This window comes from Alicyclobacillus acidocaldarius subsp. acidocaldarius DSM 446, assembly GCF_000024285.1.
GTDB lineage: Bacteria > Bacillota > Bacilli > Alicyclobacillales > Alicyclobacillaceae > Alicyclobacillus > Alicyclobacillus acidocaldarius.
Genome location: NC_013205.1, coordinates 1,688,084 through 1,709,449, shown reverse-complemented (window position 1 = coordinate 1,709,449; position 21,366 = coordinate 1,688,084). Strand labels below are relative to the sequence as shown.

The window sequence follows — 21,366 nt, the reverse complement described above, 5'->3', positions numbered from 1 at the left end:
GGGAGGCGAGCGAATGGAACCTTCGGGCCGGCAAGGTGGCAACAGCGACTACCTGAGTGCTCCGTTTGTCGCCGTGCCGTGCGATCTTCTGCGGCGCTTCGCTCAGCTCGGCCTGCACCCGCATGAGCTCGTCGTGCTGTTGCAGATCCTCGCGAGCGGGCAGACGGAGGGCACGACGGAACTATCCCCGCACGAACTGGGCGAGCGCTGTGGCATGTCGAGCAAAGAGGTCATGGCGTGTGTGGAGCGGCTCGTCACGGAAGGTTTTCTCGCCATCGGCGAGCGGTACGACGATCAGGGGGCGCACGTGACCTACTTCGATCTGCAGCCGCTATGGGACAAGCTGAAGGGGCGCCGGCGCATGGTGCAGCCTCCGCCTGCCGAGAAGGATCTCGTCAGCCTGTTCGAGGAGGAATTCGGCCGTCCCCTCTCCTCCCTGGAGTGCGACCAGCTCAGGGCGTGGCTCGGCGAACACGGCTACCCCGAGTGGCTCGTCGTCGAAGCGCTGAAAGAAAGCGTGTTGGCCAACAAATATAGTTTTCGCTACATCGATCGGGTCCTGTACAACTGGCAGAAGAACAACGTTCGCTCGCGGCAAGATCTCGAACAGTACCGCGCGCAATACCGCGAAAGACAGGCTCAATGGCGTGGCGAGCCCCAGGCCGGCCAGTCGAAGCCGAGATCGCGACCCGCCTCTCCGCGCACAGCTGCACGCGAGCCCGTGCGCGACGAGCGATACGCCAGTTTCTATGAACTCTTTCCCGACTGACGAGAGCGCGGCTGGTTTCCCAGCCGCGCCCGTCGTTTACGCCTTGTCATACGATCTCAGAAGCTGGCTCCGCTCCGCGTGTCGTTCCAGCGCGAGCTCAATGAGGCGGTCCAGCAACTTGTCGTACGCCAATCCGGATGCTTCCCAGAGCTTCGGGTACATGCTGAAGCGCGTGAACCCGGGCATCGTGTTGATCTCGTTCACCAACACGCGGCCGGTTCCTCGCTCGACGAAAAAGTCCACTCGGGCCAGCCCTGAGCCGTCGATGGCCTGGAAGGCCCGGATGGCGTACGATTCCACGGCCTTTCGCTCCTCAGGCGACAGGTCTGCAGGAATGCGCAGCTCCGCGCCTCCGTCCTGATACTTCGCTTCATAATCATAAAATTCGCGCTTGGGGACGATCTCGCCAGCAACCGACGCAATAGGATCGTCGTTGCCGAGAATGCCGATTTCGATCTCGCGGGCGTCAATGGCCTCCTCCACAATCACGCGCCGGTCGTAGGACAGGGCGAGATGGACGGCCTCCACGAGTTCCCGCTGATTTCGAGCTTTGGAGATCCCGACGCTCGATCCGAGATTCGCGGGTTTGACGAAGCAGGGATATCCGAGCTGTTCTTCAATCTCCCGCACGATCCGCCCGTCATCCTGGGCCCAGGAAGCGCGCGTGAATCCTACCCAGCGCGCCTGCGGGATTCCCACGGCCGAAAAAATTTGCTTCATAGCAATTTTGTCCATACCCAAGGCCGAGGCAAGCACACCGGATCCTACGTAGGGAATGCCCACCATCTCCAAGAGCCCCTGAATTGTGCCGTCTTCGCCGAAGGTTCCGTGCAACACCGGAAAGACGACGTCGATCTCGTTCACAAGCGCAGGAGGGAGCCAATCGGGCGACCGCTTGACCTCGACGGGTGACAGCCCCTGAATTTCCGGGTTGATGAACCGGTTGGAAGGGGACGAGGCGTTCTGAGCGCTTTTGCTCGGCAATGCGGCGGGCTGCTTCGCCTCGAGCGCCTTCCACGCACCCTTCCCGACGTGCCAACGCCCGTCCTTCGAAATCCCAATGGGTATCGTGGTATAGTGGAGAGGATCAAGCGCATCCATCACCGACTTGGCCGACTGCAGCGAGACCTCGTGTTCACCGGACTTTCCACCAAAGATGACGCCGACCCTCAGTTTGCGATTTGGCACAGACACACATCTCCTTTTCAAAAACGTGCGTAGAGGGGAACGAACCCATATGACACCCATGTCGTTTGCGAACTTCGTGCGCGTGGTGGGGGGCACCCCCGTTCTCCACGAAGCCCCGGACGTCACCGTCACGGGCGTGGCCATCGACCATCGACAGGTTCAGCCGGGCCACGCGTTTGTCGCTTTTGTGGGGCAGCGCGTCGACGGACACCAGTTTGTCGACGAAGCGTTTCGCCGCGGAGCCAGTGTAGCCGTCGTCACCGAAGACGTCAAGACGGCGCTCGGGCCGTGCATTCGGGTGCAAAACGCCCTGCAGGCGGTGCAGGCCCTCGCTCGATGGGAACGCGGTCAATTCGAAGGGCCCGTGGTGGGCATCACCGGGTCGAATGGGAAGACGACGACCAAGGAGATGGTCGCGGCTGTGCTCGGCGCGCTCGGCCCGTGCGTGTACACCTCGGCGAACCAGAACAACGAATTGGGCTTACCCCTCACCATTCTACAGCGGGATGCCTCGCATCGTGCCATGGTTCTCGAGATGGGGATGCGCGGCTTAGGACAAATTGAAGAACTGTGCACCATCGCCCGTCCCAACATCGGCGTCATCACCCACATTGGCTACAACCACATCGAATTGCTGGGAAGCCAGGAGAACATCGCCCTGGCGAAGACAGAGCTCATCGCGAGCCTGCCGAACGACGGGATCGCCGTGCTGAATGGAGACGATCCCTGGCTTCGCCGGATGCAGCACCGCACGAGCGCGCGCATCCTGTGGTACGGGATGGGCGAAGGGTGTGACATCCGCGCCACGTCCGTGACCTGGTCGCAGGAAGGCATGTCCTTCGAGGTCGACACGCCACACGGAACCGCGACCCTGCGCATTCGGCTCTTGGGCCAGCATAACGTGATGAACGCGCTCGCCGCCATCGCGGTCGGGCAGACGCTCGGCATTTCCTTGGGCGACATTCAGATTGGCCTGGGCCGCGTCGAAGCGCAGCGGGGCCGCTTGCGCCTCGTGGATGCTGGTGATGTGACCGTGATCGACGACGCGTACAACGCAAGCCCTTCGTCTGTGGGCGCGAGCCTCGAAGTCCTCGAGCGCATCGCGCGGCCGGGGCATCGCGTCGCCGTGCTCGGCGACATGCTGGAACTCGGGGAGATGGCCGTCCAGGCCCACCGGGAAGTCGGTCGCCGAGTGGCGTCGGCCGGCGTAGACCGACTGCTTTGTGTGGGCGTATTGGCGGTGGAGATGGCGCGTGCTGCAGAAGAGGCGGGCGTACCGGTGGTGCGTCACTTCAACGCATTGGAAGAACTCCTGGCGTCCGTCGGGTCGTACCTCCAGCCGGGAGACGTCGTGCTTGTGAAGGCCTCTCGAGGGGTCCAGCTCGATCGCGCCGTGGACGCCATCGCAGCGCTGTGAAGCAGGGCGGGCCTCCCCGCCCTCGCCGCCGAGTCGTCACGAGATTTTTACACGAATTTGCCTAGCTTCGTCAGTATTTTCGAGTAAAATAAAACTGTCGCACCTTCGAAGATGACACCGCGGGATCTCAGGCTGTCGCATCGGAATCTCGGCTAGGCGGCGAAAGGGGAATGCCACGTGGTCACTTGTCCGATCTGCAACGAACTGTTGCAGGAACTGACGTCCGTGCACTGCATGACGCGCCACGGCATGACGAAGGCGAGCGTGATCGAAAAGTACGGCAAGCCGAAGCGCTTGTTCCTCACGTTCGCGTCCAATCATGCCATCCAAACGCCGACCATTAGTCCGCGGGACTTTTTGAATTCACAGCTGTTGACCGATCGGCTTTTGTCCAAAACGAGAAAGTTTCACGTATAGATGCAGTTCGTCGCAGGTCGGAATCGATGCAAGAGGCGGGCGTGCGCCAGTCGAGGCGCGCCCGCCTCTTGTTTGAATCCGTCGGATCGTGGCAACAAATATACAGGGATTCCGAGTGCACGATACGGCCCCGTCGCCGGACGGGTATGGTATACTGCTGGCGTCGGAGAAGGGAGGAGGCAAAGCGAGTGCGATCGCCGTCGTTTTGGAAGCGACTCTTCGCGTTTACGGCCGCGTCCGCGATGCTTGTCGTGCCCTTCCGATTTCTTACTGTGAATGCCATTGTGCGCGTGCCCGATGCCAAACCTTCGGCTTCCGTCTCCTCGGTGTCCGATGTCACCAACGGCATCTACGACGGCGTGTTGATGAAAATGACAGATCTGTCTTACGTCAACCTGGCGCCAGAGGTGGGGCAGTCGTTCGACGAGATGGAACGGGAGGCGCTCACCCACCGCGGGCCGAAGTCCCTCCTCGACGAAATCGAGCGCGTGAACGGCATGGACTGGCATGAGACCTACGCTCAGGCCGTGAACGAGTTCTTTTCCGATTTGCGGGGATGGCGCGTTCTGGCTGTCGACAACGAGGAGTCCCAAGCGGGATTTTACGCCGTGGCTTACCAGAAAGGGCCCGATGTCGTCATCTCGTACCGAGGAACGACGAACAACGTGATGGACCTGGTCGCGGACGCGGGAATTTATCTGAGCGTTCCCAACATGATCGACCAACTCACGCCCGCGAAGTCGTTCTTTGCATTGGCCTGCAACCGAGCCTCGCAGGCGGTCCATCCGTCGCCGATTCACGTGGTCCTGACAGGGCATTCGATGGGTGGCTGGCTCGCGCAGTCCGTTTATCTCGAAGAGCGGAAAGTCTCCGGTCCATGGGTGATTTCAGGCGTGATCGTGTTCAATTCCATCGGCACAGGGTTTCAGCCCATGGCGGATCCATCGGTCTCCGTCAAGGACTACCACTTTGACGGCGACGTGTTCAGCCGCTACGGAACCTCGCTGGGCAGTGTCATCGACGTTCCGAACCCCGATCCCGACGCGTCGGTGTACGATAAACACCAGATGTACGAGTTTTACCATTACTTTTACCCGTATGCCGATGGCATCGGTCCTGCGCCCGCCGCCGGAGAGCGGGCATGAAGCGATCGCTCATCCGATGGGTGTGCCGTTCGGCACGGGCGCGTCGGGCTTGAGCAGGACGACATCCCCTTCTTCGGGCAGCCCTCCGAGCACCAGCACTTCCGACGAAAACCCGGCGATTCGCCGCGGCGGGAAATTGGTGACGGCCACGACTTGTCTGCCGACGAGTTCCTCGGGGGTATATCGCCGCGTGATTTGCGCGCTCGAAGCGCGCACCCCTATCTCTTCTCCGAAGTCGATCCACAGCTTGATGGCCGGTTTCCGCGCTTCGGGGAACGGCTCGGCTCTCACGACGGTCCCAATCCGGATGTCGAGTTTCTGAAAATCTTCGATCTGCGCCATGCGCGCGCACCTCCAGAGAATGTTGACCATTGCAATCAAGTTTCGTGTTAGGTTAGACTAACGATAGAAAAGAGATTCGGCAAACTCCGTCTATCCCATATCCTATCCGCGGCGAGATGGTGTTTGCAACGAGAGGAATGGACTTGATGGGACACACGGACGTCATGCAGGCGGAGGCGCCTCGCGCGGCGCGAGGCTTTTGGTGGCGGCTCCTTGCGACGGTAGGGCCTGGTATCCTCGTGATGCTCGCCAACACCGACGCCGGGTGCATGATCACGGCCGCGCAGTCCGGGGCGGTGTGGGGCTACGCGATGGTGCTGCCCCAGTTGGTCCTGATACCGATTGTCTATGTGGTGCAAGAAATTACGGTGCGCCTTGGACTCGTAACGGGGCGCGGCCATGGGGAATTGATCCGCCATCACTTTGGACGCGGATGGGCCTGGATTTCCGTGTCCACGTTGTTTTTGTCCGCCATCGGCGCGCTGGTCACGGAGTTTGCCGGCATCGCGGGCGTGGGGGAACTGTTCGGCATCTCGCCGTACTACACGGTATCCACGGCGACGGTCCTCTTGATCGCTCTTGCGCTGACGGGGAGCTACAAGCGCGTGGAACGCGTCGGGATCGCCATGGGGTTGTTTGAGCTGGCCCTGGTGCCGGGGGCGCTGCTCGCGCACCCCTCCTGGCATCAGCTGCTGCAGGGTCTCGCGACGGTGCCGCTCGATCACCCGAGCTACGTGTACCTGCTTGCGGCGAATGTCGGTGCGGTCATCATGCCGTGGATGATCTTTTACCAGCAGTCGGCGGTGGTCGATCGAAAGCTGACCCTGCGCGACCTTCGGTTCGCCCGCTGGGACACGTTCCTGGGATCGATTCTGACCCAGGTCATCATGATTGCGGTGGTCGTCATGATCGCGGCGACGGTGGGGCGCACGCATCCGAACACGCCGCTCGAGACCGTGGGCGACATCGCGCAGGGCTTGACGCCGTTTCTCGGCGCGGCCGCGGCGAAGGTGATCTTCGGCCTGGGCATGCTCGGCGCGAGCTTCGTGGCCGCACTCGTCGTGTCGCTCGCGGGCGCGTGGGGCATCGGCGAGGTCACGGGCATTCGCCACAGCCTGAACACCCGGTGGAAGGACGCGAAGGCGTTTTACACGGTGTACAGCTTGGCGCACATCGGCGGCGCGGCGCTCGTCTTCAGCGGCCTGAACCTGATCAACCTCTCGGTGGACACCGAGGTGATGAACTCGCTCCTGTTGCCCATCGTGCTCGGCTTCCTGTTGCTGCTCGAGCGCCGTGCACTTCCGCCCGAATACCGCATGCGCGGATGGTACCGATGGATTGTGACCGGGCTATCCTTCATCGTGATGGCGTTTGGCGTGTACATGGGCCTGCAGATCGTCGTCTGACGGCGCAGGCCCTTTCGCTTGCTCATCCCCGCGGGTCAAACCATCGCGCCCTGTCGCTGCAACTCCTCGCGCACGGTTGCGGCGGCAGGCGCCTCGCCGTACGACGCCTGCAGCGCGGCGGCGACGCCCGCCGCATGGCCCGTGGCGAGCGCCGTGCCCATGACGCGCGCGGACGCGAAGGCCGTCGGATCGCAGTCGATCACGCGCCCTGCGCACCACAGATTGGTGCGATCGCGCGCCTTCAGGGATCGCAGTGGGATCTCGTAGTACGCGCGATCCCGGATGTGCTGGTAGCGCGGCGGCTCGCCGGGCTGGTGGACCTCGACCGGCCACCCTCCTCGGGCGATGGCATCCTCAAATCTCGCCGCATTCAGCACCTCCTCGCCTGTCAAGCGGTATTCGCCATCGATATGTCGGGTCTCGCGCACGCCGATGCTCGGACCCGTCGCCACGAGGTACGCATCCTTGAACCCAGGCACATGTTGACGAAACGCCTCAAGATAAGCCCACGCCTGCCGCCGTGCCGACATCTCCGCCTGCGTGAGGCTGGCGCTGTCGAGCCCGTTGACCGCTTCGTCGGCGAAGAGCGCGAGCACGTGTTGCGATCCCGGCAGCCGGATCACCATGCCCCTGTCCTTGGTCAGCACGGTGTCCCCTTGGCGCTTGGCCTGCCAGACGGCCGCCGTGAACTGGTGTCGGTGAAGCTGTACGTCCGGGGAGACGCCACCGAACTGCATCACCAAGGTTCCCGCTTGCACGCGGCCTTCTTCGTCGCCGTATCGGACGCCGTTGCCACTCATGAAGGCGAGATCGGCTTCTCCGCTCGCGTCGACAAACGATGTGGCCTCGATGGAGAACACCCCGCCGTGATGGAAGCAATGAATGGCACGGATGCGATCGCGTTCAACATCACAACCGATGACCGTCGTGTGCAGTCGGGCATCGACGCCCGCTTCGAGGATCAGCTGGTCGAGGGCGAACTTGGTTCCCTCAGCGTCTAAAGGAACAATCACATTCCCGGACCCGGGGTTTCGAAGCGGTCCGTAGTACTTCCCGATCTCGTCCAGTTTCTCGAGAAGCCGCCGACCCACGCCGCCGACGACCGGCTCGAGCGGCTCCCGCTGCGCGAACAAGCCGCAGATGGTCAGCACGGACGCGTGCGTCGCCGCGCCGCCGAAATACGGGTTGCGCTCGACGATGAGCGTCTTCGCCCCGAGGTTGGCCGCCCCCACCGCGGCGGCGACGCCAGCGCTTCCGCCGCCGACCACGACCACGTCATATCGCAACGTCTGCTGACTCACATTTCAACCTCCCGGCCCCGTCCACAACGCATGTCTATCATACAACATCGGCAGAGTCGCGAATATGGGAGATTCGGTCGTGGGATGTCGATCGCGGCGAACGAGATCGCTACAATGGAAGCGGGCAGGTGATGGATGGAAGATGCGGAATGAAGCGACGATGCGCGTGGCGCTTGGATCGCTCAACCGGGCGAAGCGAGATGCGGTGGAGCGCGCACTCGATGCGTTCGGCGTCCGCGGCGAGATCGAGTGCGTGAACGTGCCGTCCGGGGTGCGGGCGCAGCCGCTGTCGGACGAGGAGACGCGGCGAGGAGCCGTCGAGCGGGCGAGGCGGGCGAGGCGGGAGACCGGAGCTCACGTCGGCGTGGGACTGGAGGGCGGCGTCGAGGAGACGGAGCACGGCATGATGCTCGTCAACTGGGCGGCCGTGGCGTACGGCGACGACGAGGTGGCGGTCGGGGGCGGCCTGCGCATGATGCTGCCGGACGAGATCGCCCAAGGCATTCGCGCCGGTATGGAGCTTGGCGACGTCATGGACGCGTGGATGGGAAAGACGGGGCTTCGCCACGGGGAAGGGGCCATTGGCGTCTTGACCGGGGGGCGAATCACGCGATCCGGCATGTTCCGCGACGCGCTCATCTGCGCGCTCGCCGCCGCTTTCGGCGAAGCGCGGAGGGCTTGAGAGCGTTGACGAACGCGAGGCCGCGCAACCCACGACGGGTGCGCGGCCCTTCCATCATCACAGGTCGAAGTACAGCGAGAACTCGTACGGATGCGGGCGCAGGTGGAGCGGCGCTAGTTCGTTGTTCCGCTTGAAGTCGATCCAGTTGCGGATGAAGTCCTTCGTGAACACGCCGCCTTCCAGGAGAAACTCGTGATCGGCTTCGAGCGCGTCGAGCACCTCGCCGAGCGAGCCTGGCACGCTCTTGATCTGCGCCTTTTCTTCGGCGGAGAGCTCGTAGATGTTTTTGTTGATGGGGCCGAACCCGAGCTCCGTCGGATCGAGCTTCCGGCGGATCCCGTCCAAGCCCGCCATGAGCATGGCCGCAAACGCCAGGTACGGGTTGGCCGTGCAATCCGGCGTGCGGAACTCAATGCGCGCGGTCTTCGGTGAAACGACGGCCACGGGAACGCGGATGGCCGCACTGCGGTTGCCGCGCGAGAACACCAGGTTGACCGGCGCTTCGTACCCGGGCACCAGGCGCTTGTAGGAGTTCGTGCTCGGGTTGGAGAACGCGAGAATCGCCGGAGCGTGATAAAGAATGCCCGCAATGTATTGAAGCGCAATCTCGCTCAAATTGGCGTAGCCGCCTTCACGATAGAACAGCGGTTCGTCGCCGTTGAACAGGCTCTGGTGAACGTGCATACCCGAACCGTTGTCGCCGAAAATCGGCTTCGGCATGAACGTGGCCGTCTTGCCGTGCCGGCGAGCGACGTTGCGCACGATGTACTTGTACGTCATGACCGTGTCCGCGGTGCGGGTGAGGGTGCCGAATCGGAAGTTGATCTCCGCCTGACCCGCCGTGGCAACCTCATGGTGATGCCGCTCGACGCGAATGCCGGCCTTCATCAACTCGAGCACCATTTCGGTGCGGATATCCTGCTGGGTATCCGTCGGTGCGACGGGGAAATAGCCACTCTTGTTCTTTACGTGATAGCCGAGGTTTTTCACGCCGGTGCCCGTGTTCCACACCGCTTCCTCGGAGTCGATGGCGTAGAACGCACCGCTCTGCGTGGAGTCGAACCGGACGTCGTCGAAAATAAAGAACTCCAACTCCGGCCCAAAGTAGGCGGTCGTCGCAATGCCCGTCGACTTCAGGTATTGCTCTGCTTTCTCTGCGATGTAGCGGGGATCACGCTCGTACCGGTTTCCGCTCGGTTCGTACACGTTGCACGTGACGGCGAGCGTCGGGACCTCCGTGAAGGGATCCAGGAAGGCCGTCTCCAGCACCGGGCGCATCACCATGTCGCTCTCTTCGATGCCCCGAAACCCAGGGACACTCGATCCATCAAACGCGACCCCTCGTTCCAAGACCTCTTCGTCGATCTCGGCCGCGGGCACGGTGACGTGATGCTGGCGGCCTGGGACGTCCACAATGCGAAAATCAACCATCTGAACCTCGTGTTGCTTCATGAGTTCGAGAATATCGCGCGGCGTCAAGTTCGATTCCTCCCACTGTGCAGCGCTGAACTGCGCTCATTATAGGAGTCGTTTCGAACCAACGTCAATGCTTTATGTGAGAATACCTTACATAAGGCGAGAATTTGTCGCACGCCGTCGCGGCGTGTAGGATGGCCTCGGCGTGTGTCGCTTTTTGAGGTTTTTTTGAGATTCGACAAAGTATAGTCGTATATCGGGCTCATTTTTGGCTAACCATTCTGGCAACCGTGGACAAGCATCTTGCAGTCGCGGGTTATGGGGGAATTCCGAGATGAAACCGACCGCAATCATCCTGGCGGCTGGCGTGTCGCGCCGCATGCGCCCACTGACCGACGATCGACCCAAATGCCTGTTGCCGGTGGGGCCGAAGGCGGTCATCGACTGGCAGTTTGAAGCGCTGGGCAAAAACGGCGTCCACGACGTCATCATCGTCGTGGGTTATCGGAAAGAGATGGTTCAGGACTACGTCCGGACGCAGTATCCTTCCTTCAATGTGCGATTCATCGAAAATCCGGCGTATGAGTCGACCAACACGCTGTTCTCGCTCAGCCATGCGTTGCGCGACTGGCGCGGCGATTTCTTTTATATGAACGCGGACGTGGTCTACGACGCCCGCATCCTGGAGCGCCTCGTCCCGGGACAAGAGGGCGGCTATCTGGCTGTCGACAAGAAACAGTGCCGAGACGAAGAGGTCAAGGTGGAGGTTCGGTCGGGCCAGATCGTCGCCATCGGGAAGCACCTGGACCCCGCGGTGTGCGAAGGCGAATTTATCGGCGTGGCGAAATTCGCGGGTCAATTCGCCGAGCGGTTCCGCCAAAGGGTGCTCGATCTCGCCGTGGAAGGCAACGAGATGCAGTTCTTTGAGTACGCCCTGGATCATTTGGAGGATAAATCGGGCTTGGTCGCTGTGGACGTCACGGGCCTGCCTTGCGTCGAGATCGATTTTCCCGAGGACTACCAGTACGCCGTGGAAAGCGTGGTGCCTCGGCTCCTCGCCGCGCAAGGGGCGGAGCGCGATGTCTGAGCTCAAGCGCATCGACGCATGTGCGAAGCGTCCCATCGATATCTGGACGAATTACTTGTTTTATCCGCTCTCAATCCGGCTCGTCTACCTGTTGCGCAACACGCCCGTGACGCCCAATCAGATCACGCTGTTCTCGCTTTTTCTGTGCCTGCTTGGGTGTGTGGGATTTTCGACGGGCATCCGGGGCGACGTGATCGCTGGGCTCGTGTTGGTCGAAATCTCCTACGTCTTCGATTGCGCGGACGGTCAGTTGGCGCGATATCGCCAGCAATTTTCCGCCATCGGCGGTTGGTTGGATCAGGTCGCGGATCGCATCAAGGAGTTCGCCATCTACTTCAGCCTCGCGTACGGTTACACGCGCTGGCACCCAAACGCCACAGGCCTGTGGGCGTGGGCGATGACGGCGCTCTTTGCCCTGTATTTGCTCGAGTACTACGGGCAGATCCGGTTCAAGCCTCGGCAGATGGCGTCCGCGGGCGCTGACGCGGGCTCCAACGATACGGCGTTTCGACGAGCCCAGCGGTGGCGGAGCTTGGTTCCTTTCCGCGGCTTCATTATCGGGGAGCAGTATTTTGCTCTCCTCGTCTTTGTGGCGTTCAACGCGATCGCGGCCTTGTTTCACTTTGTCGCGATCCTGGGTCTTGCGATGTGCGCCTATCGGCCGGCGGTGCAGTTGTACAAGTGGTCTCGAGGGATCCAATAGGTCTGTCCAGCACATCAGCTGTCCCATCTTCGACGCAGGAGCCTGCTCAGCGCTCCCGCGTCTTTTTTCTCTTTCTCGAGTTCGGCAACAAAGTGAAACCGCGCCGAGCAGGCGGGCGAATGTCGCGCACCGCGCGGCCGAGTAGGATGGCGGAGAGGAGCATGGGTGTCATTCCGCATCACGGAACACAGGGCTGGGCCGGGTCGAAGCTTCGCGTTAGACTGGATTTGGAAGGTTTCATCCGAATCCAATTCGTGGAACGCGAGGTGGAGACTCATGCGGACACAGGTGGGGATCCTTGGGGCCGGCCCTGCGGGTCTCATGCTGTCACTGTTGCTGGCGCAGCGCGGCGTGGAGTCGGTGGTGCTTGAGGCGCGCTCGCGCCAGGCCATCGAGCAAACGATTCGAGCGGGCGTGTTGGAACAGGGCACGGCCGATCTCATGCGCGAACTGGGCGTGCATCGCCGCATGGAGAAACTCGGTGAGGAGCACGAGGGAATCGAATTCCGCTTCCGAGGCCGAGGGCGCCGAATCCCGCTCAAGGAGTTGACCGGCAAGTGCGTCACGCTCTACGCGCAGCACGAGGTGATCAAGGATCTCGTCGCGGCCCGTCTAGCGCAGGGAGGAGAGATCCTCTTTTCCGTACAGGACGTGTCTCTCGAAGCCATCGACACCGAGCGGCCGCGCATCCGCTTCCGGCGGGATCCCGATGCGCCGTTTGAACTGCTGGAGTGCGACTTCATCGCCGGGTGTGACGGATTTCACGGGCCCAGTCGTGCGGCCATTCCTGAAAGCGCTCGCCAAGAGTTTGTGAAAACGTATCCCATGGGATGGCTCGGCATCCTGACCCAGGCGCCTCCATCGAGCCGGGAGCTCATTTACAGCAACAGCGACCGGGGTTTTGCACTGGTCAGCACGCGGTCCCCGGAGATCCAGCGCATGTACCTGCAGGTGGACGCGGACGACGACATCCGCAACTGGTCGGACGACCGCATCTGGGAGGAGTTGCGCCTGCGGCTCGCCACGGAGGACGGGTGGGAGCCCATCGAAGGCCCCATCCTGCAGAAGTCCATCGTGCAGATGCGGAGCTTTGTCTGCGCGCCCATGCAGTACGGGCGCCTGTACTTGACGGGCGACGCCGCTCACATCGTGCCGCCGACGGGTGCCAAGGGGTTGAATCTCGCGGTGTCCGACGCGCGCGTCCTCGCGGAGGCCATCGCGCGCTACTATCGAGACGGATCGGACCATCTGTTACAGCGGTATTCCGCGATCTGTCTCCGGCGCGTGTGGAAAGCGGAGCGATTTTCGTATTTCATGACGCAGATGCTGCACCGTTTCTCCGAGCACTCGCCGTTTGAACGAGAGATTCAGTTGGCGGAATTGGATTACATCACGTCCTCCCGGCACGGGCTCGCGACCATCGCCGAGAATTACGTCGGCCTGCCTATCGAGTGGGACACCTGAAGGCGCGTGCGCGACGGTAGCCGCTCATAGTAGCCGAGGCGGTTCGAGATCTCCTTGCTGATGGAGATGAGGGTCTTGGCGAGCGACTTCATCTTCTCGTCCGTGAATCGAGCGGCGGGTCCCACAGCGGTCACGGCGCCCATCACGCGCCGCGTGTAATCGCGGACCGGTGCCGCGACGCTGTTGACGCCCGGGCGGAGTTCGCCGACGCTCGTCGCGTATCCTGCCTCGCGGATCTGCGCGAGGACGGTTCGGAGGCGGTTCGGATCCGTGATGGTGTTGGGCGTGAAGGGCTGAAGGCCGCGCCGAATGACCTCTTCGATCATCGATTCGTCTTGGTAGGCGAGAATGACCTTGCCGGAACTCGTGCAGTAGAGCGGGTTGCGGCGGCCGACGTGGGTCGCAATTTGCACGGGGTGCTTGCACTCGAGCTTGCTGACGTAGACGGTGCAGAAGTCCTCCAACACCGCAAGGTGCACGGTCTCGTCGAAGCGATGCACGAACTCCTCCAGGAGATGCTGACCTTCCCGGCAGATCTCGAGGTTGGACATGATGATGCCGCCGAGGCTCAGCACGGAAAGGCCGAGTCGATACCGGTGCGTCTCCTCATCCCGGTGCACAAACCCCTCTTCGGCGAGGGTCGCCATGATTCGGTGCACGGTGCTTTTGGAGAGGCCGAGTTTGCGCGAAATCTCCGTGATGCCGAGCTCGGGTTCGTCTTGGGAAAAGCAGCGGAGAGCCTGCAGCGCGTGGCGGAGTGACGAGAGCGTGCGCGCATCCGACTGCCTCGGCATGGGCCATCCCTCCCCTGTGGAAGTGAAAGCGCTTCTAGGAATGGTGTATCACGTTCCGCATAGAGAAACAAGAGCGTACAGCGAGCGCTTTCAGCGTGCTACCATGGGTGCAGCAGTCGGAGGAGCCTTCCGCCGCGGAGGGGGATGCACGCAACGGTTCCATTCGGGGAGGGATTGAAATGAGTCTGGAATTGGCCATGATCACGCCGCACACGCCGAGGATCTGCCATCGGGATCGGGTTCCGGAATTTCAGAAGCCGATGGTCGAGGCGATGTTGAAGTGCGCGGACGTGATCGACCAGATCCGGCCTGACGTGGTGGTGATCATCTCGTGCCACTGGATGTCCAGCTTCATGCACTACGTGGACGTCACGCCGCGGCACAAAGGCATTTTGACGGCCGTGGAGTGCCCGGATCTGATCAGCGACGTGCCGTATGACCACCCGGGTCATCCGGAGCTCGGCAGGCGACTGGTGGAGGCGGGGCAGCGAAACGGTCTTCAGGTCGTCGCGGTGGACGATCCGACCTACGTGTGGGACTACGGCACCGTGGTTCCGCTTCGGTACTTGCTCAAGCGGCCCACGCCTGTGGTGGCTCTGTCCGTGTGTTGGGCCGCGTCGCTCGAGGAGTCGATGCGCTGGGGCGAAGTGATGGGGGACGTGTTTCTCGAGTCGCCGGAGCGGGTGGTGTTCTTGGCGAGCGGGGCGCTCGCGCACAACCTGGGGCGCGGGCCGGAGAAATGGCCGAACCTCACGGAACAGGCGCTGGATCGCGAATTTTGCCAATATCTCGTCAAGGGCGACAAGGCGTCGGCCGTGAGCATGCTGCCGTCGTACGTGCGGGCGGCGGGCGTGGAGTCCGGCGGCCGCCACGTGGCGGTGTTGCTCGGCGTGTTGCGGAAGCAGTTCGAGGGAGAGTTGCACGGTTACGGTCCCTCGTCGGGTTCCGGGAACCCCGTGCTGACGATCAGATATCGCGATGCAAGTTGAGTCTTACGACGAATTGTTCGAGATGGGCGAGGGATGACGATGGAACGAGTGCTTCACTTTATCGATGGCGCATTTGTGCCGTCCGAGGACGGGCGGACGTTCGACAACCTCAATCCGGCGACGGGCGAGCGGATTGGCACGGTGGCCGAGGGAGGGCGCGCCGAGATCGACAAGGCGGTGCGCGCGGCGCGGCGGGCGTTTCGGACATGGAGCCGGACGACTGCACAGGAGCGCGCCGCGATTCTGCACCGCATCGCCAACTTGATCGAGGAAAACCTGGAGGAACTGGCCCTTCTCGAGACGACGGATACGGGCAAACCTCTGTCGCTCGCGAAGAGCCTCGATATTCCGCGTTCCGCCTATAACTTTCGCTTCTTTGCCGACTTCGTGAAGGGACTTTCGACCGAGACGTTCGAGATGGAGGGCGTGGCGCTGAACTACGCGCTCAGGCGCCCGGTCGGGGTCGCGGGCCTCATCTCGCCGTGGAATCTCCCGCTCTTCTTGCTGACGTGGAAAGTCGCGCCTTGCCTCGCGGCCGGCAACACGTGCGTCATCAAGCCTGCGGAACTCACGCCGACGACCGCCACCAAGCTCGCGGAGATCTGCAAGCAGGCGGGCGTGCCGGACGGCGTGGTGAACGTGGTGCACGGGTTCGGGCCCGATGCGGCGGGGCAATTCCTCACCGAGCACGAGGACGTGGACCTGATTTCGCTCACGGGCGAGACGACGACGGGCAAGGCGGTCATGCGATCGGCGGCGAGCACGCTGAAGCGCCTCTCGTTCGAGCTCGGCGGCAAGAACCCCAACATTGTGTTTGCGGACTGCGACTTTGAGGACGCCATCGCGACCACCGTGCGCTCGAGCTTCGTCAACCAGGGCGAGGTGTGCCTCTGTGGATCGCGCATCTACGTCGAGCGCCCGCTGTATGACCGGTTCGTCGAGGCGCTCGTCGATCGCGCCCGGAAGCTTAGGGTCGGCGATCCGCTCGATCCGCAGACCGACGTTGGCAGCCTCATCTCCGAGGAACACCTGGAGCGCGTGCATGGCTTTGTCCGGCGCGCCGTGGAGCAGGGCGGCCGGGTGCTCGTCGGCGGCAAGCGCCCCGAACACCTGAAGAGGGGCGCCTTCTACGAGCCCACGGTGATCGTCGACGTGGACGAGACGTGCGAGATCACGCGGCAGGAGGTGTTCGGCCCGGTCGTGACGGTGCAGCCGTTCGACACGGAGGAAGAGGTCATTCGCCTCGCGAACGACACGCACTACGGCCTGTCCGCCACGCTGTGGACGTCGAATCTGAAGCGCGCGCACCGGGTCGCGGGCGAGCTCGAGGCGGGCGTCATCTGGGTGAACACCTGGTTCCTCCGCGATCTGCGGACCCCGTTTGGCGGCATGAAGCAGAGCGGTATCGGGCGCGAAGGCGGCGTGCACAGCTTCGAATTCTTCACCGAGTTGAAAAACGTCTGCATCAAGCTGTGATCGGAGTGGATGAGATGAGCGAACGGCTGGAATCCCTGGCGGAGGCACTGTGGCGCGCGGAGCGCGAGCAGTCGCCCATTCCGCCCTTGACGGACGAACACCCCGACCTGTCGGTGCAGGACGCCTACCGCATCCAGCTTGTGAATGTGAAGCGGCGCATGGCGTCGGGCGATCGCGTCGTGGGGCACAAGATCGGCCTCACCAGCAAGCCGATGCAGATCCAGCTCGGCGTGGACCAGCCCGACTTCGGACACCTGTTTCAGTCGATGTGGTTTGAGAGCGGCTCGACCGTCGATTTCCCGCTGATTCAACCCAAGGTCGAGCCGGAGATCGCGTTCATTCTCGCGGAGGATCTCGTCGGACCGGGCGTGGACCTGCATCAGGTTCTGGCGGCGACTCGGACGGTGGTGCCCGCCATCGAGGTGATTGACAGCCGGATCGCCGACTGGCGCATCCGGCTGGTGGACACCGTGGCCGACAACGCGTCCGCCGGTTGCTTTGTCTTGGGGAATCTACCCACCGCCATCTCCGGCGTCGACCTGGAGACGGTGGGCGGGGTGCTGAAGCTGAACGGAGAAGTCGTGCAGACGGGAGCGGGTGCCGCGGTGATGGGGCATCCGGCGAAGGCCGTGGCCTGGCTCGCCAACACCCTGACCGAACTCGGCACGCCCCTTCGCGCCGGACACGTCGTGTTGTCCGGCGCCGTCAGCGCCGCCGTGCCCATTCAGCCTGGCGATCGCGTCCAGCTGTCCTTTGGGCCGCTAGGCGGCGTGGAGTTCGTGTGGGCGAAAGGAGAGGGTTCGGATTGAAGAAGCTCAGTGCCGCGATCGTCGGGTCCGGAAACATCGGGACGGATCTCATGATCAAGCTGAAGCGAAGCCCGTGGATTGAACCGCGCTGGATGATCGGCATCGACCCGGAATCGGATGGCCTTCGGCGCGCGCGCGAGATGGGGCTTGAGACGTCGGCCGACGGACTCAAGGCGGTCCTCGAACAAGGGGTGCGCCCGGACATCGTCTTTGACGCGACGAGCGCGAAGGCGCACGTGCGCCATGCCAAACTGCTTCGCGAAGCAGGCATCCAGGCGGTCGACTTGACGCCGGCAGCGCGCGGGCCGTACGTCATCGCGGCGGTCAACCTGGAGGAGCACCTCGACTCGCCGAACGTTAACATGGTCACCTGCGGCGGCCAGGCCACCGTGCCGATGGTGTACGCCGTCAGCCGGGTGGTCGGGGTGCGTTACGCGGAGATTGTCGCCACCATCGCCAGCAAGAGCGCGGGCCCCGGCACGCGGGCGAACATCGACGAGTTCACCCAGACGACGGCGCGCGCGCTGGAGGCCATCGGAGGCGCAAAGCGAGGGAAGGCCATCATCATCCTCAACCCGGCGGAACCCCCCATCCTCATGCGCGACACCATCTACTGCTTGATGGAAGACGCGAGCCCGACCACCCAGGCGAAGGTGCTCGAGTCCATCGAACAGATGGTGCGCCACGTGCAGACATTCGTCCCTGGGTATCGGTTGAACCGCGAGCCCATCTTCCAGGACGATCTCGTCAGCATCTCCATCGAGGTCGAGGGCCTCGGCGATTACCTGCCGGTGTACGCGGGGAACCTCGACATCATGACCGCGGCGGCAGTGAAGTTTGGCGAAGAGTACGCGCGTCACAAGATGCAGGTGGCGTCGGCGGAAGAAGCGAGGTGAGGCGCGGTGTCGTATCGGTACAAGATTGAGGTCACGGACGTCACGCTGCGCGACGGCATGCACGCCGTGAGGCATCAGTTCAGCGTCGAAGACGCAAAGGCCATCGCGAGCGCGCTGGACAGGACGGGCGTGGCCAAGATCGAGGCGTCCCACGGCGACGGACTCGGCGGAAGCTCCATTCAGTACGGTTTTTCGAAGGAGTCGGAAGAGGACTACGTCGGTGCGGTGTGTCAAACCGTCCAACGGTCGCAGGTCGTCGCGCTGCTTTTGCCCGGCATCGGAACGCTCGAAGACCTGAAGCGCGCCGTCGGCCTCGGCATCCGCGGGGTGCGCGTCGCCACACACTCGACGGAGGCGGACATCTCGGCGGAACACATGGAAGAGGCGCGCAAGATGGGACTCGACGTGGTCGGCTTTCTCATGATGAGCCACATGACGGAGACCGAGCGGCTGGTGGAAGAGGCGAAGAAGATGGCGTCCTACGGCGCGCACTGCGTGTACATCGTCGATTCGGCGGGCGCGATGCTCATGGACGAGGTTCGCCGCAAGGTGTCCGCGCTGCGGGAGGCGCTGCCGGACGACGTCCAGGTCGGATTCCACGCGCACAACAACCTCGGCGTGGCGGTCGCCAACTCCATCGCGGCCGTGGAAGAGGGCGCATACCGGATTGACGCGAGCCTCGCGGGGCTCGGGGCAGGCGCCGGAAACACGCCGCTCGAGGTGTTTGTGGCCGCGTGCGAGAAGTACGGCATCGAGACCGGCGTGGACCTGTACGCCGCCATGGACGCGGCGGAGGACGTCGTGCGCCCGCGGATGGCGCGACCCGTCCTGACGGATCGCACGGCGCTCACGCTTGGGTACGCGGGCGTGTACTCGAGCTTTCTCTTGCACGCCGAGCGTGCGGCGAGGCAGTTTGGGGTCGACGTGCGCGACATTCTCGTGGAACTCGGCAGGCGCCGCGTGGTGGGCGGCCAGGAGGATATGATCGTCGATGTCGCGTACGAGATCGCGCACGGCAAGGAGGCGAACGCGAATGGCCCTGTCGCTTCCGTCCATCGCGGATGAGCTGTATCGCCACCAGACGACGGCCACGGAGTTGAAGAAGCTGACGCTTCGCTACGACGGGCTCACGGTGGACGACGCGTATGAGATCCAGCGCTTGACCATGCAGAAGTACATGGCGGAGGGGGCGCGGCTCGTCGGCTGGAAGATGGGGCTCACGAGCAAGGCGAAGCAGCGGTCCGTGGGCGTGGATGAACCCATTTTCGGACACCTCCTTTCCACGATGGAACTGGAGCGCCCGGTGTTGTCGATGCAGGGACTCATCCATCCGCGCGTGGAGCCGGAGATCGCGTTCGTGTTCCGCAGCCGCTTGGAGGGGCCGAATGTGACCGCGCGCGACGTGTGGCTCGCGACCGAGTGCGTCGTCCCTGCAGTCGAGGTCATCGACAGCCGGTACGAGAACTTCTCCTTCACGCTCGTGGACGTGATCGCCGACAACGCGTCGAGCGCGCGCTTCTATCTGGCGGATCAGGCGTACTCGCCGTACGCATTTCGGCTCGACGAGGTGGGGGTGGTGATGCGCCTGAACGGGGAAGTCGCGCAGACGGGCGCGGGCGCGGCGGTGCTCGGCCACCCGGTGCGGTCCGTCGTGGAACAGGTGCGCATGCTCACGCGCTTCGGCGCGGCCATCGAGCCCGGCATGGTGGTCCTGACGGGCGGCATCACGGAGGCCATCTACGTGCACCCGGGCGATCGCGTCGAGATCGCCTTCGCGGGCATGGGCGCAATCGAACTGGACGTCATCGAGTGAGGAGGGGTCAAGGTGCCGCTGGTCCAGGTCACCATGGTGGAAGGGCGCTCACCCGAGCAGAAGCGGGCGCTTATGGAGAAGCTGACCGACGCGGTGGTGGAGACGCTCGGCGCCAAGCGGGAGACGGTGCGGGTCATCCTCTACGAGGTGCCGAAAGCGCATTGGGGCGTTGGCGGCGTGTCGAAGGCGGAGCAGGACGCGGCCCGGGGTGAAAGCCCGTGACCGAGCCGAATCGAGCGGCGGACGTGCACACGCACTTCCTGCCGGCCGAAGTGCTTGCGTTCCTCCAGCGAGAGCCTCGCATTCAGGCGACCCTCGAGCGGCGCGCGCCGGACAAGGAGCCGTTTCTCACGGTGGAGGGCCGTTGGTCGTTTGAGCTGAAGCGCACGTTCGTCGACTTCGAGGCGTTCGCCGGCGCATATCGGCGCGCCGGGATCGGCCTGGCGCTCGTGTCGCCCCTGCCGCAGCTGTTCGTGTATCACCTGCCGGCCGAGATCGGCGCGCAGGTGGCCGAGGTGTACAACGACGCCCTGCGAGATTTGCTGGCGCCGCACCGCGAGAGGTTTCGCCCGCTCGCCACGCTGCCGCTCGCGGATCCTGTAGCCGCCGCGCGGGAGCTGGAGCGCCGGATGGACGAGGGATTCGTCGGGGCCATCGTGGGCCCAGGCGTCGGGGAGGCGCTCATCGGCGACGAGGCCTTTTGGCCCGTGTGGGAGGTCGCCGACGCGCGCCGGGCGGTGCTGTTTCTGCATCCTTTGCTGCACGCCGATCCGCGGGCGGCCCGCCTCATGCTGCCCAACCTGGTCGGCGTGCCCTGGGAGACGACGCTCGCGGCGTCGCACCTCGTCCTGTCTGGCCTTCTCGACCGGTATCCCGGCGCGCGCGTGCTATTGGCGCACGGGGGTGGCTTTCTGCCGTATCAAATTGGGCGCATCGAACAGGGGTACGATGTGTGGCCGCAGGTGAGAGGGCGGCTGCAGGACAGGCCGACGGCGTATCTTCGGCGCATGTTCTACGACAACGTGCTGTGGTCCGACGCTGCGCTTCAGTGTTTGATCGACGTGGTCGGCGCCGGTCGCGTCCTCGCGGGATCGGACTTTCCGTTTGACCTGTCCGCCTGGCCACCGCGGCCGGGGGCCGACGTGTCGGTCCTCGTGGGCAATGGCGAACGCAAAGGCCGCTCGTCTTGAGCGCAGGGCTCTGCCGCCCTGCGCGCCTTGCCTCGCTCGGGCGCCATCGCACGAAAACGTTG

22 protein-coding genes are annotated in these 21,366 nt (G+C 63.5%); 17 read left to right on the top strand and 5 right to left on the bottom strand.

The genetic code is table 11. The features are described 5' to 3' along the window. Positions 1–13: 13 nt before the first annotated feature. Complete coding sequence (locus AACI_RS08060) at positions 14–769, top strand: DnaD domain-containing protein (protein ID WP_012810954.1); 756 nt, start codon at positions 14–16, stop codon at positions 767–769. A gap of 36 nt (positions 770–805) precedes the next feature. Here AACI_RS08060 and AACI_RS08055 read toward each other — a convergent pair whose 3' ends face one another. Next, a complete protein-coding gene (locus tag AACI_RS08055; protein WP_012810953.1) occupies positions 806–1,957 on the bottom strand; it encodes a D-alanine--D-alanine ligase in 1,152 nt (383 codons plus the stop codon). Between the two features lie 58 nt (positions 1,958–2,015). Between AACI_RS08055 and AACI_RS08050 the strand changes: the two genes are divergently transcribed. From AACI_RS08050 to AACI_RS08040, 3 genes are all read left to right on the top strand, one after another. Then, positions 2,016–3,374, top strand: coding sequence for a UDP-N-acetylmuramoyl-tripeptide--D-alanyl-D-alanine ligase (locus AACI_RS08050; protein ID WP_245530486.1), 1,359 nt, complete (start codon positions 2,016–2,018; stop codon positions 3,372–3,374). A gap of 177 nt (positions 3,375–3,551) precedes the next feature. After that, positions 3,552–3,791: a hypothetical protein gene (locus AACI_RS08045; RefSeq protein WP_008338149.1), complete on the top strand. Its 240-nt coding sequence runs from the start codon at positions 3,552–3,554 to the stop codon at positions 3,789–3,791. A 188-nt stretch (positions 3,792–3,979) separates the two neighbouring features. Next, positions 3,980–4,936, top strand: a complete 957-nt coding sequence (locus AACI_RS08040) for an Mbeg1-like protein (RefSeq protein ID WP_012810951.1) — start codon at positions 3,980–3,982, stop codon at positions 4,934–4,936. A 9-nt stretch (positions 4,937–4,945) separates the two neighbouring features. Here the strand turns inward: AACI_RS08040 and csaA are convergent, their stop codons facing one another. Beyond that, complete coding sequence (gene csaA / locus AACI_RS08035) at positions 4,946–5,278, bottom strand: chaperone CsaA (RefSeq protein ID WP_012810950.1); 333 nt, start codon at positions 5,276–5,278, stop codon at positions 4,946–4,948. A gap of 137 nt (positions 5,279–5,415) precedes the next feature. Between csaA and AACI_RS08030 the strand changes: the two genes are divergently transcribed. Next, positions 5,416–6,684, top strand: coding sequence for an NRAMP family divalent metal transporter (locus AACI_RS08030; protein ID WP_245530484.1), 1,269 nt, complete (start codon positions 5,416–5,418; stop codon positions 6,682–6,684). Positions 6,685–6,719: 35 nt separating this feature from the next. Here the strand turns inward: AACI_RS08030 and AACI_RS08025 are convergent, their stop codons facing one another. Beyond that, on the bottom strand, positions 6,720–7,985 hold the full coding sequence (locus AACI_RS08025; protein WP_012810948.1) for an FAD-dependent oxidoreductase: 1,266 nt from the start codon (positions 7,983–7,985) through the stop codon (positions 6,720–6,722). Between the two features lie 142 nt (positions 7,986–8,127). On the opposite strand from AACI_RS08025, the gene AACI_RS08020 reads away from it, so the two are divergent. Then, on the top strand, positions 8,128–8,667 hold the full coding sequence (locus AACI_RS08020; RefSeq protein WP_012810947.1) for a DUF84 family protein: 540 nt from the start codon (positions 8,128–8,130) through the stop codon (positions 8,665–8,667). A 57-nt stretch (positions 8,668–8,724) separates the two neighbouring features. Here AACI_RS08020 and glnA read toward each other — a convergent pair whose 3' ends face one another. Then, complete coding sequence (glnA, locus tag AACI_RS08015; RefSeq protein ID WP_012810946.1) at positions 8,725–10,146, bottom strand: type I glutamate--ammonia ligase; 1,422 nt, start codon at positions 10,144–10,146, stop codon at positions 8,725–8,727. Positions 10,147–10,417: 271 nt separating this feature from the next. On the opposite strand from glnA, the gene AACI_RS08010 reads away from it, so the two are divergent. The 3 genes from AACI_RS08010 to AACI_RS08000 all read left to right on the top strand — a co-directional run bounded on the left by AACI_RS08010 (position 10,418) and on the right by AACI_RS08000 (position 13,337). Beyond that, entirely contained in the window at positions 10,418–11,170 is a 753-nt protein-coding gene (locus AACI_RS08010; RefSeq protein ID WP_012810945.1) for a phosphocholine cytidylyltransferase family protein, read from the top strand. After that, the gene (locus AACI_RS08005) at positions 11,163–11,873 is read left to right on the top strand and encodes a CDP-alcohol phosphatidyltransferase family protein (RefSeq protein WP_012810944.1); all 711 of its coding nucleotides are present in this window, start codon (positions 11,163–11,165) and stop codon (positions 11,871–11,873) included. Before AACI_RS08010 ends, AACI_RS08005 begins: the two co-directional genes overlap by 8 nt. A gap of 276 nt (positions 11,874–12,149) precedes the next feature. After that, positions 12,150–13,337, top strand: a complete 1,188-nt coding sequence (locus tag AACI_RS08000; RefSeq protein WP_012810943.1) for a 4-hydroxybenzoate 3-monooxygenase — start codon at positions 12,150–12,152, stop codon at positions 13,335–13,337. Here the strand turns inward: AACI_RS08000 and AACI_RS07995 are convergent. Next, entirely contained in the window at positions 13,304–14,131 is an 828-nt protein-coding gene (locus AACI_RS07995; RefSeq protein WP_012810942.1) for an IclR family transcriptional regulator, read from the bottom strand. The two genes, AACI_RS08000 and AACI_RS07995, sit on opposite strands and share 34 nt — an antisense overlap. 179 nt (positions 14,132–14,310) lie before the next feature. On the opposite strand from AACI_RS07995, the gene AACI_RS07990 reads away from it, so the two are divergent. From AACI_RS07990 to AACI_RS07955, 8 genes are read left to right on the top strand one after another with little or no spacing between them, the layout of a single operon-like run. Then, positions 14,311–15,120 carry a DODA-type extradiol aromatic ring-opening family dioxygenase gene (locus AACI_RS07990; protein ID WP_012810941.1) on the top strand — a complete coding sequence of 270 codons (810 nt, stop codon included), beginning with the start codon at positions 14,311–14,313 and terminating at the stop codon, positions 15,118–15,120. Positions 15,121–15,159: 39 nt separating this feature from the next. Beyond that, positions 15,160–16,596 carry an aldehyde dehydrogenase gene (locus AACI_RS07985; protein ID WP_012810940.1) on the top strand — a complete coding sequence of 479 codons (1,437 nt, stop codon included), beginning with the start codon at positions 15,160–15,162 and terminating at the stop codon, positions 16,594–16,596. A gap of 14 nt (positions 16,597–16,610) precedes the next feature. Beyond that, positions 16,611–17,405, top strand: coding sequence for a 2-keto-4-pentenoate hydratase (locus AACI_RS07980; protein ID WP_012810939.1), 795 nt, complete (start codon positions 16,611–16,613; stop codon positions 17,403–17,405). Continuing rightward, entirely contained in the window at positions 17,402–18,301 is a 900-nt protein-coding gene (locus tag AACI_RS07975; protein ID WP_012810938.1) for an acetaldehyde dehydrogenase (acetylating), read from the top strand. The genes AACI_RS07980 and AACI_RS07975 overlap by 4 nt, the downstream gene beginning before the upstream one ends. Before the next feature lie 6 nt (positions 18,302–18,307). Beyond that, a complete protein-coding gene (gene dmpG, locus AACI_RS07970) occupies positions 18,308–19,366 on the top strand; it encodes a 4-hydroxy-2-oxovalerate aldolase (RefSeq protein WP_012810937.1) in 1,059 nt (352 codons plus the stop codon). Beyond that, positions 19,335–20,114: a 2-keto-4-pentenoate hydratase gene (locus AACI_RS07965; RefSeq protein ID WP_012810936.1), complete on the top strand. Its 780-nt coding sequence runs from the start codon at positions 19,335–19,337 to the stop codon at positions 20,112–20,114. The genes dmpG and AACI_RS07965 overlap by 32 nt, the downstream gene beginning before the upstream one ends. 12 nt (positions 20,115–20,126) lie before the next feature. Then, positions 20,127–20,336, top strand: coding sequence for a 4-oxalocrotonate tautomerase (locus AACI_RS07960; RefSeq protein WP_012810935.1), 210 nt, complete (start codon positions 20,127–20,129; stop codon positions 20,334–20,336). Further along, positions 20,333–21,304 (top strand): amidohydrolase family protein, encoded by a 972-nt coding sequence (locus AACI_RS07955; protein ID WP_012810934.1) that lies wholly within the window; start codon positions 20,333–20,335, stop codon positions 21,302–21,304. Before AACI_RS07960 ends, AACI_RS07955 begins: the two co-directional genes overlap by 4 nt. Positions 21,305–21,366: the final 62 nt, after the last annotated feature.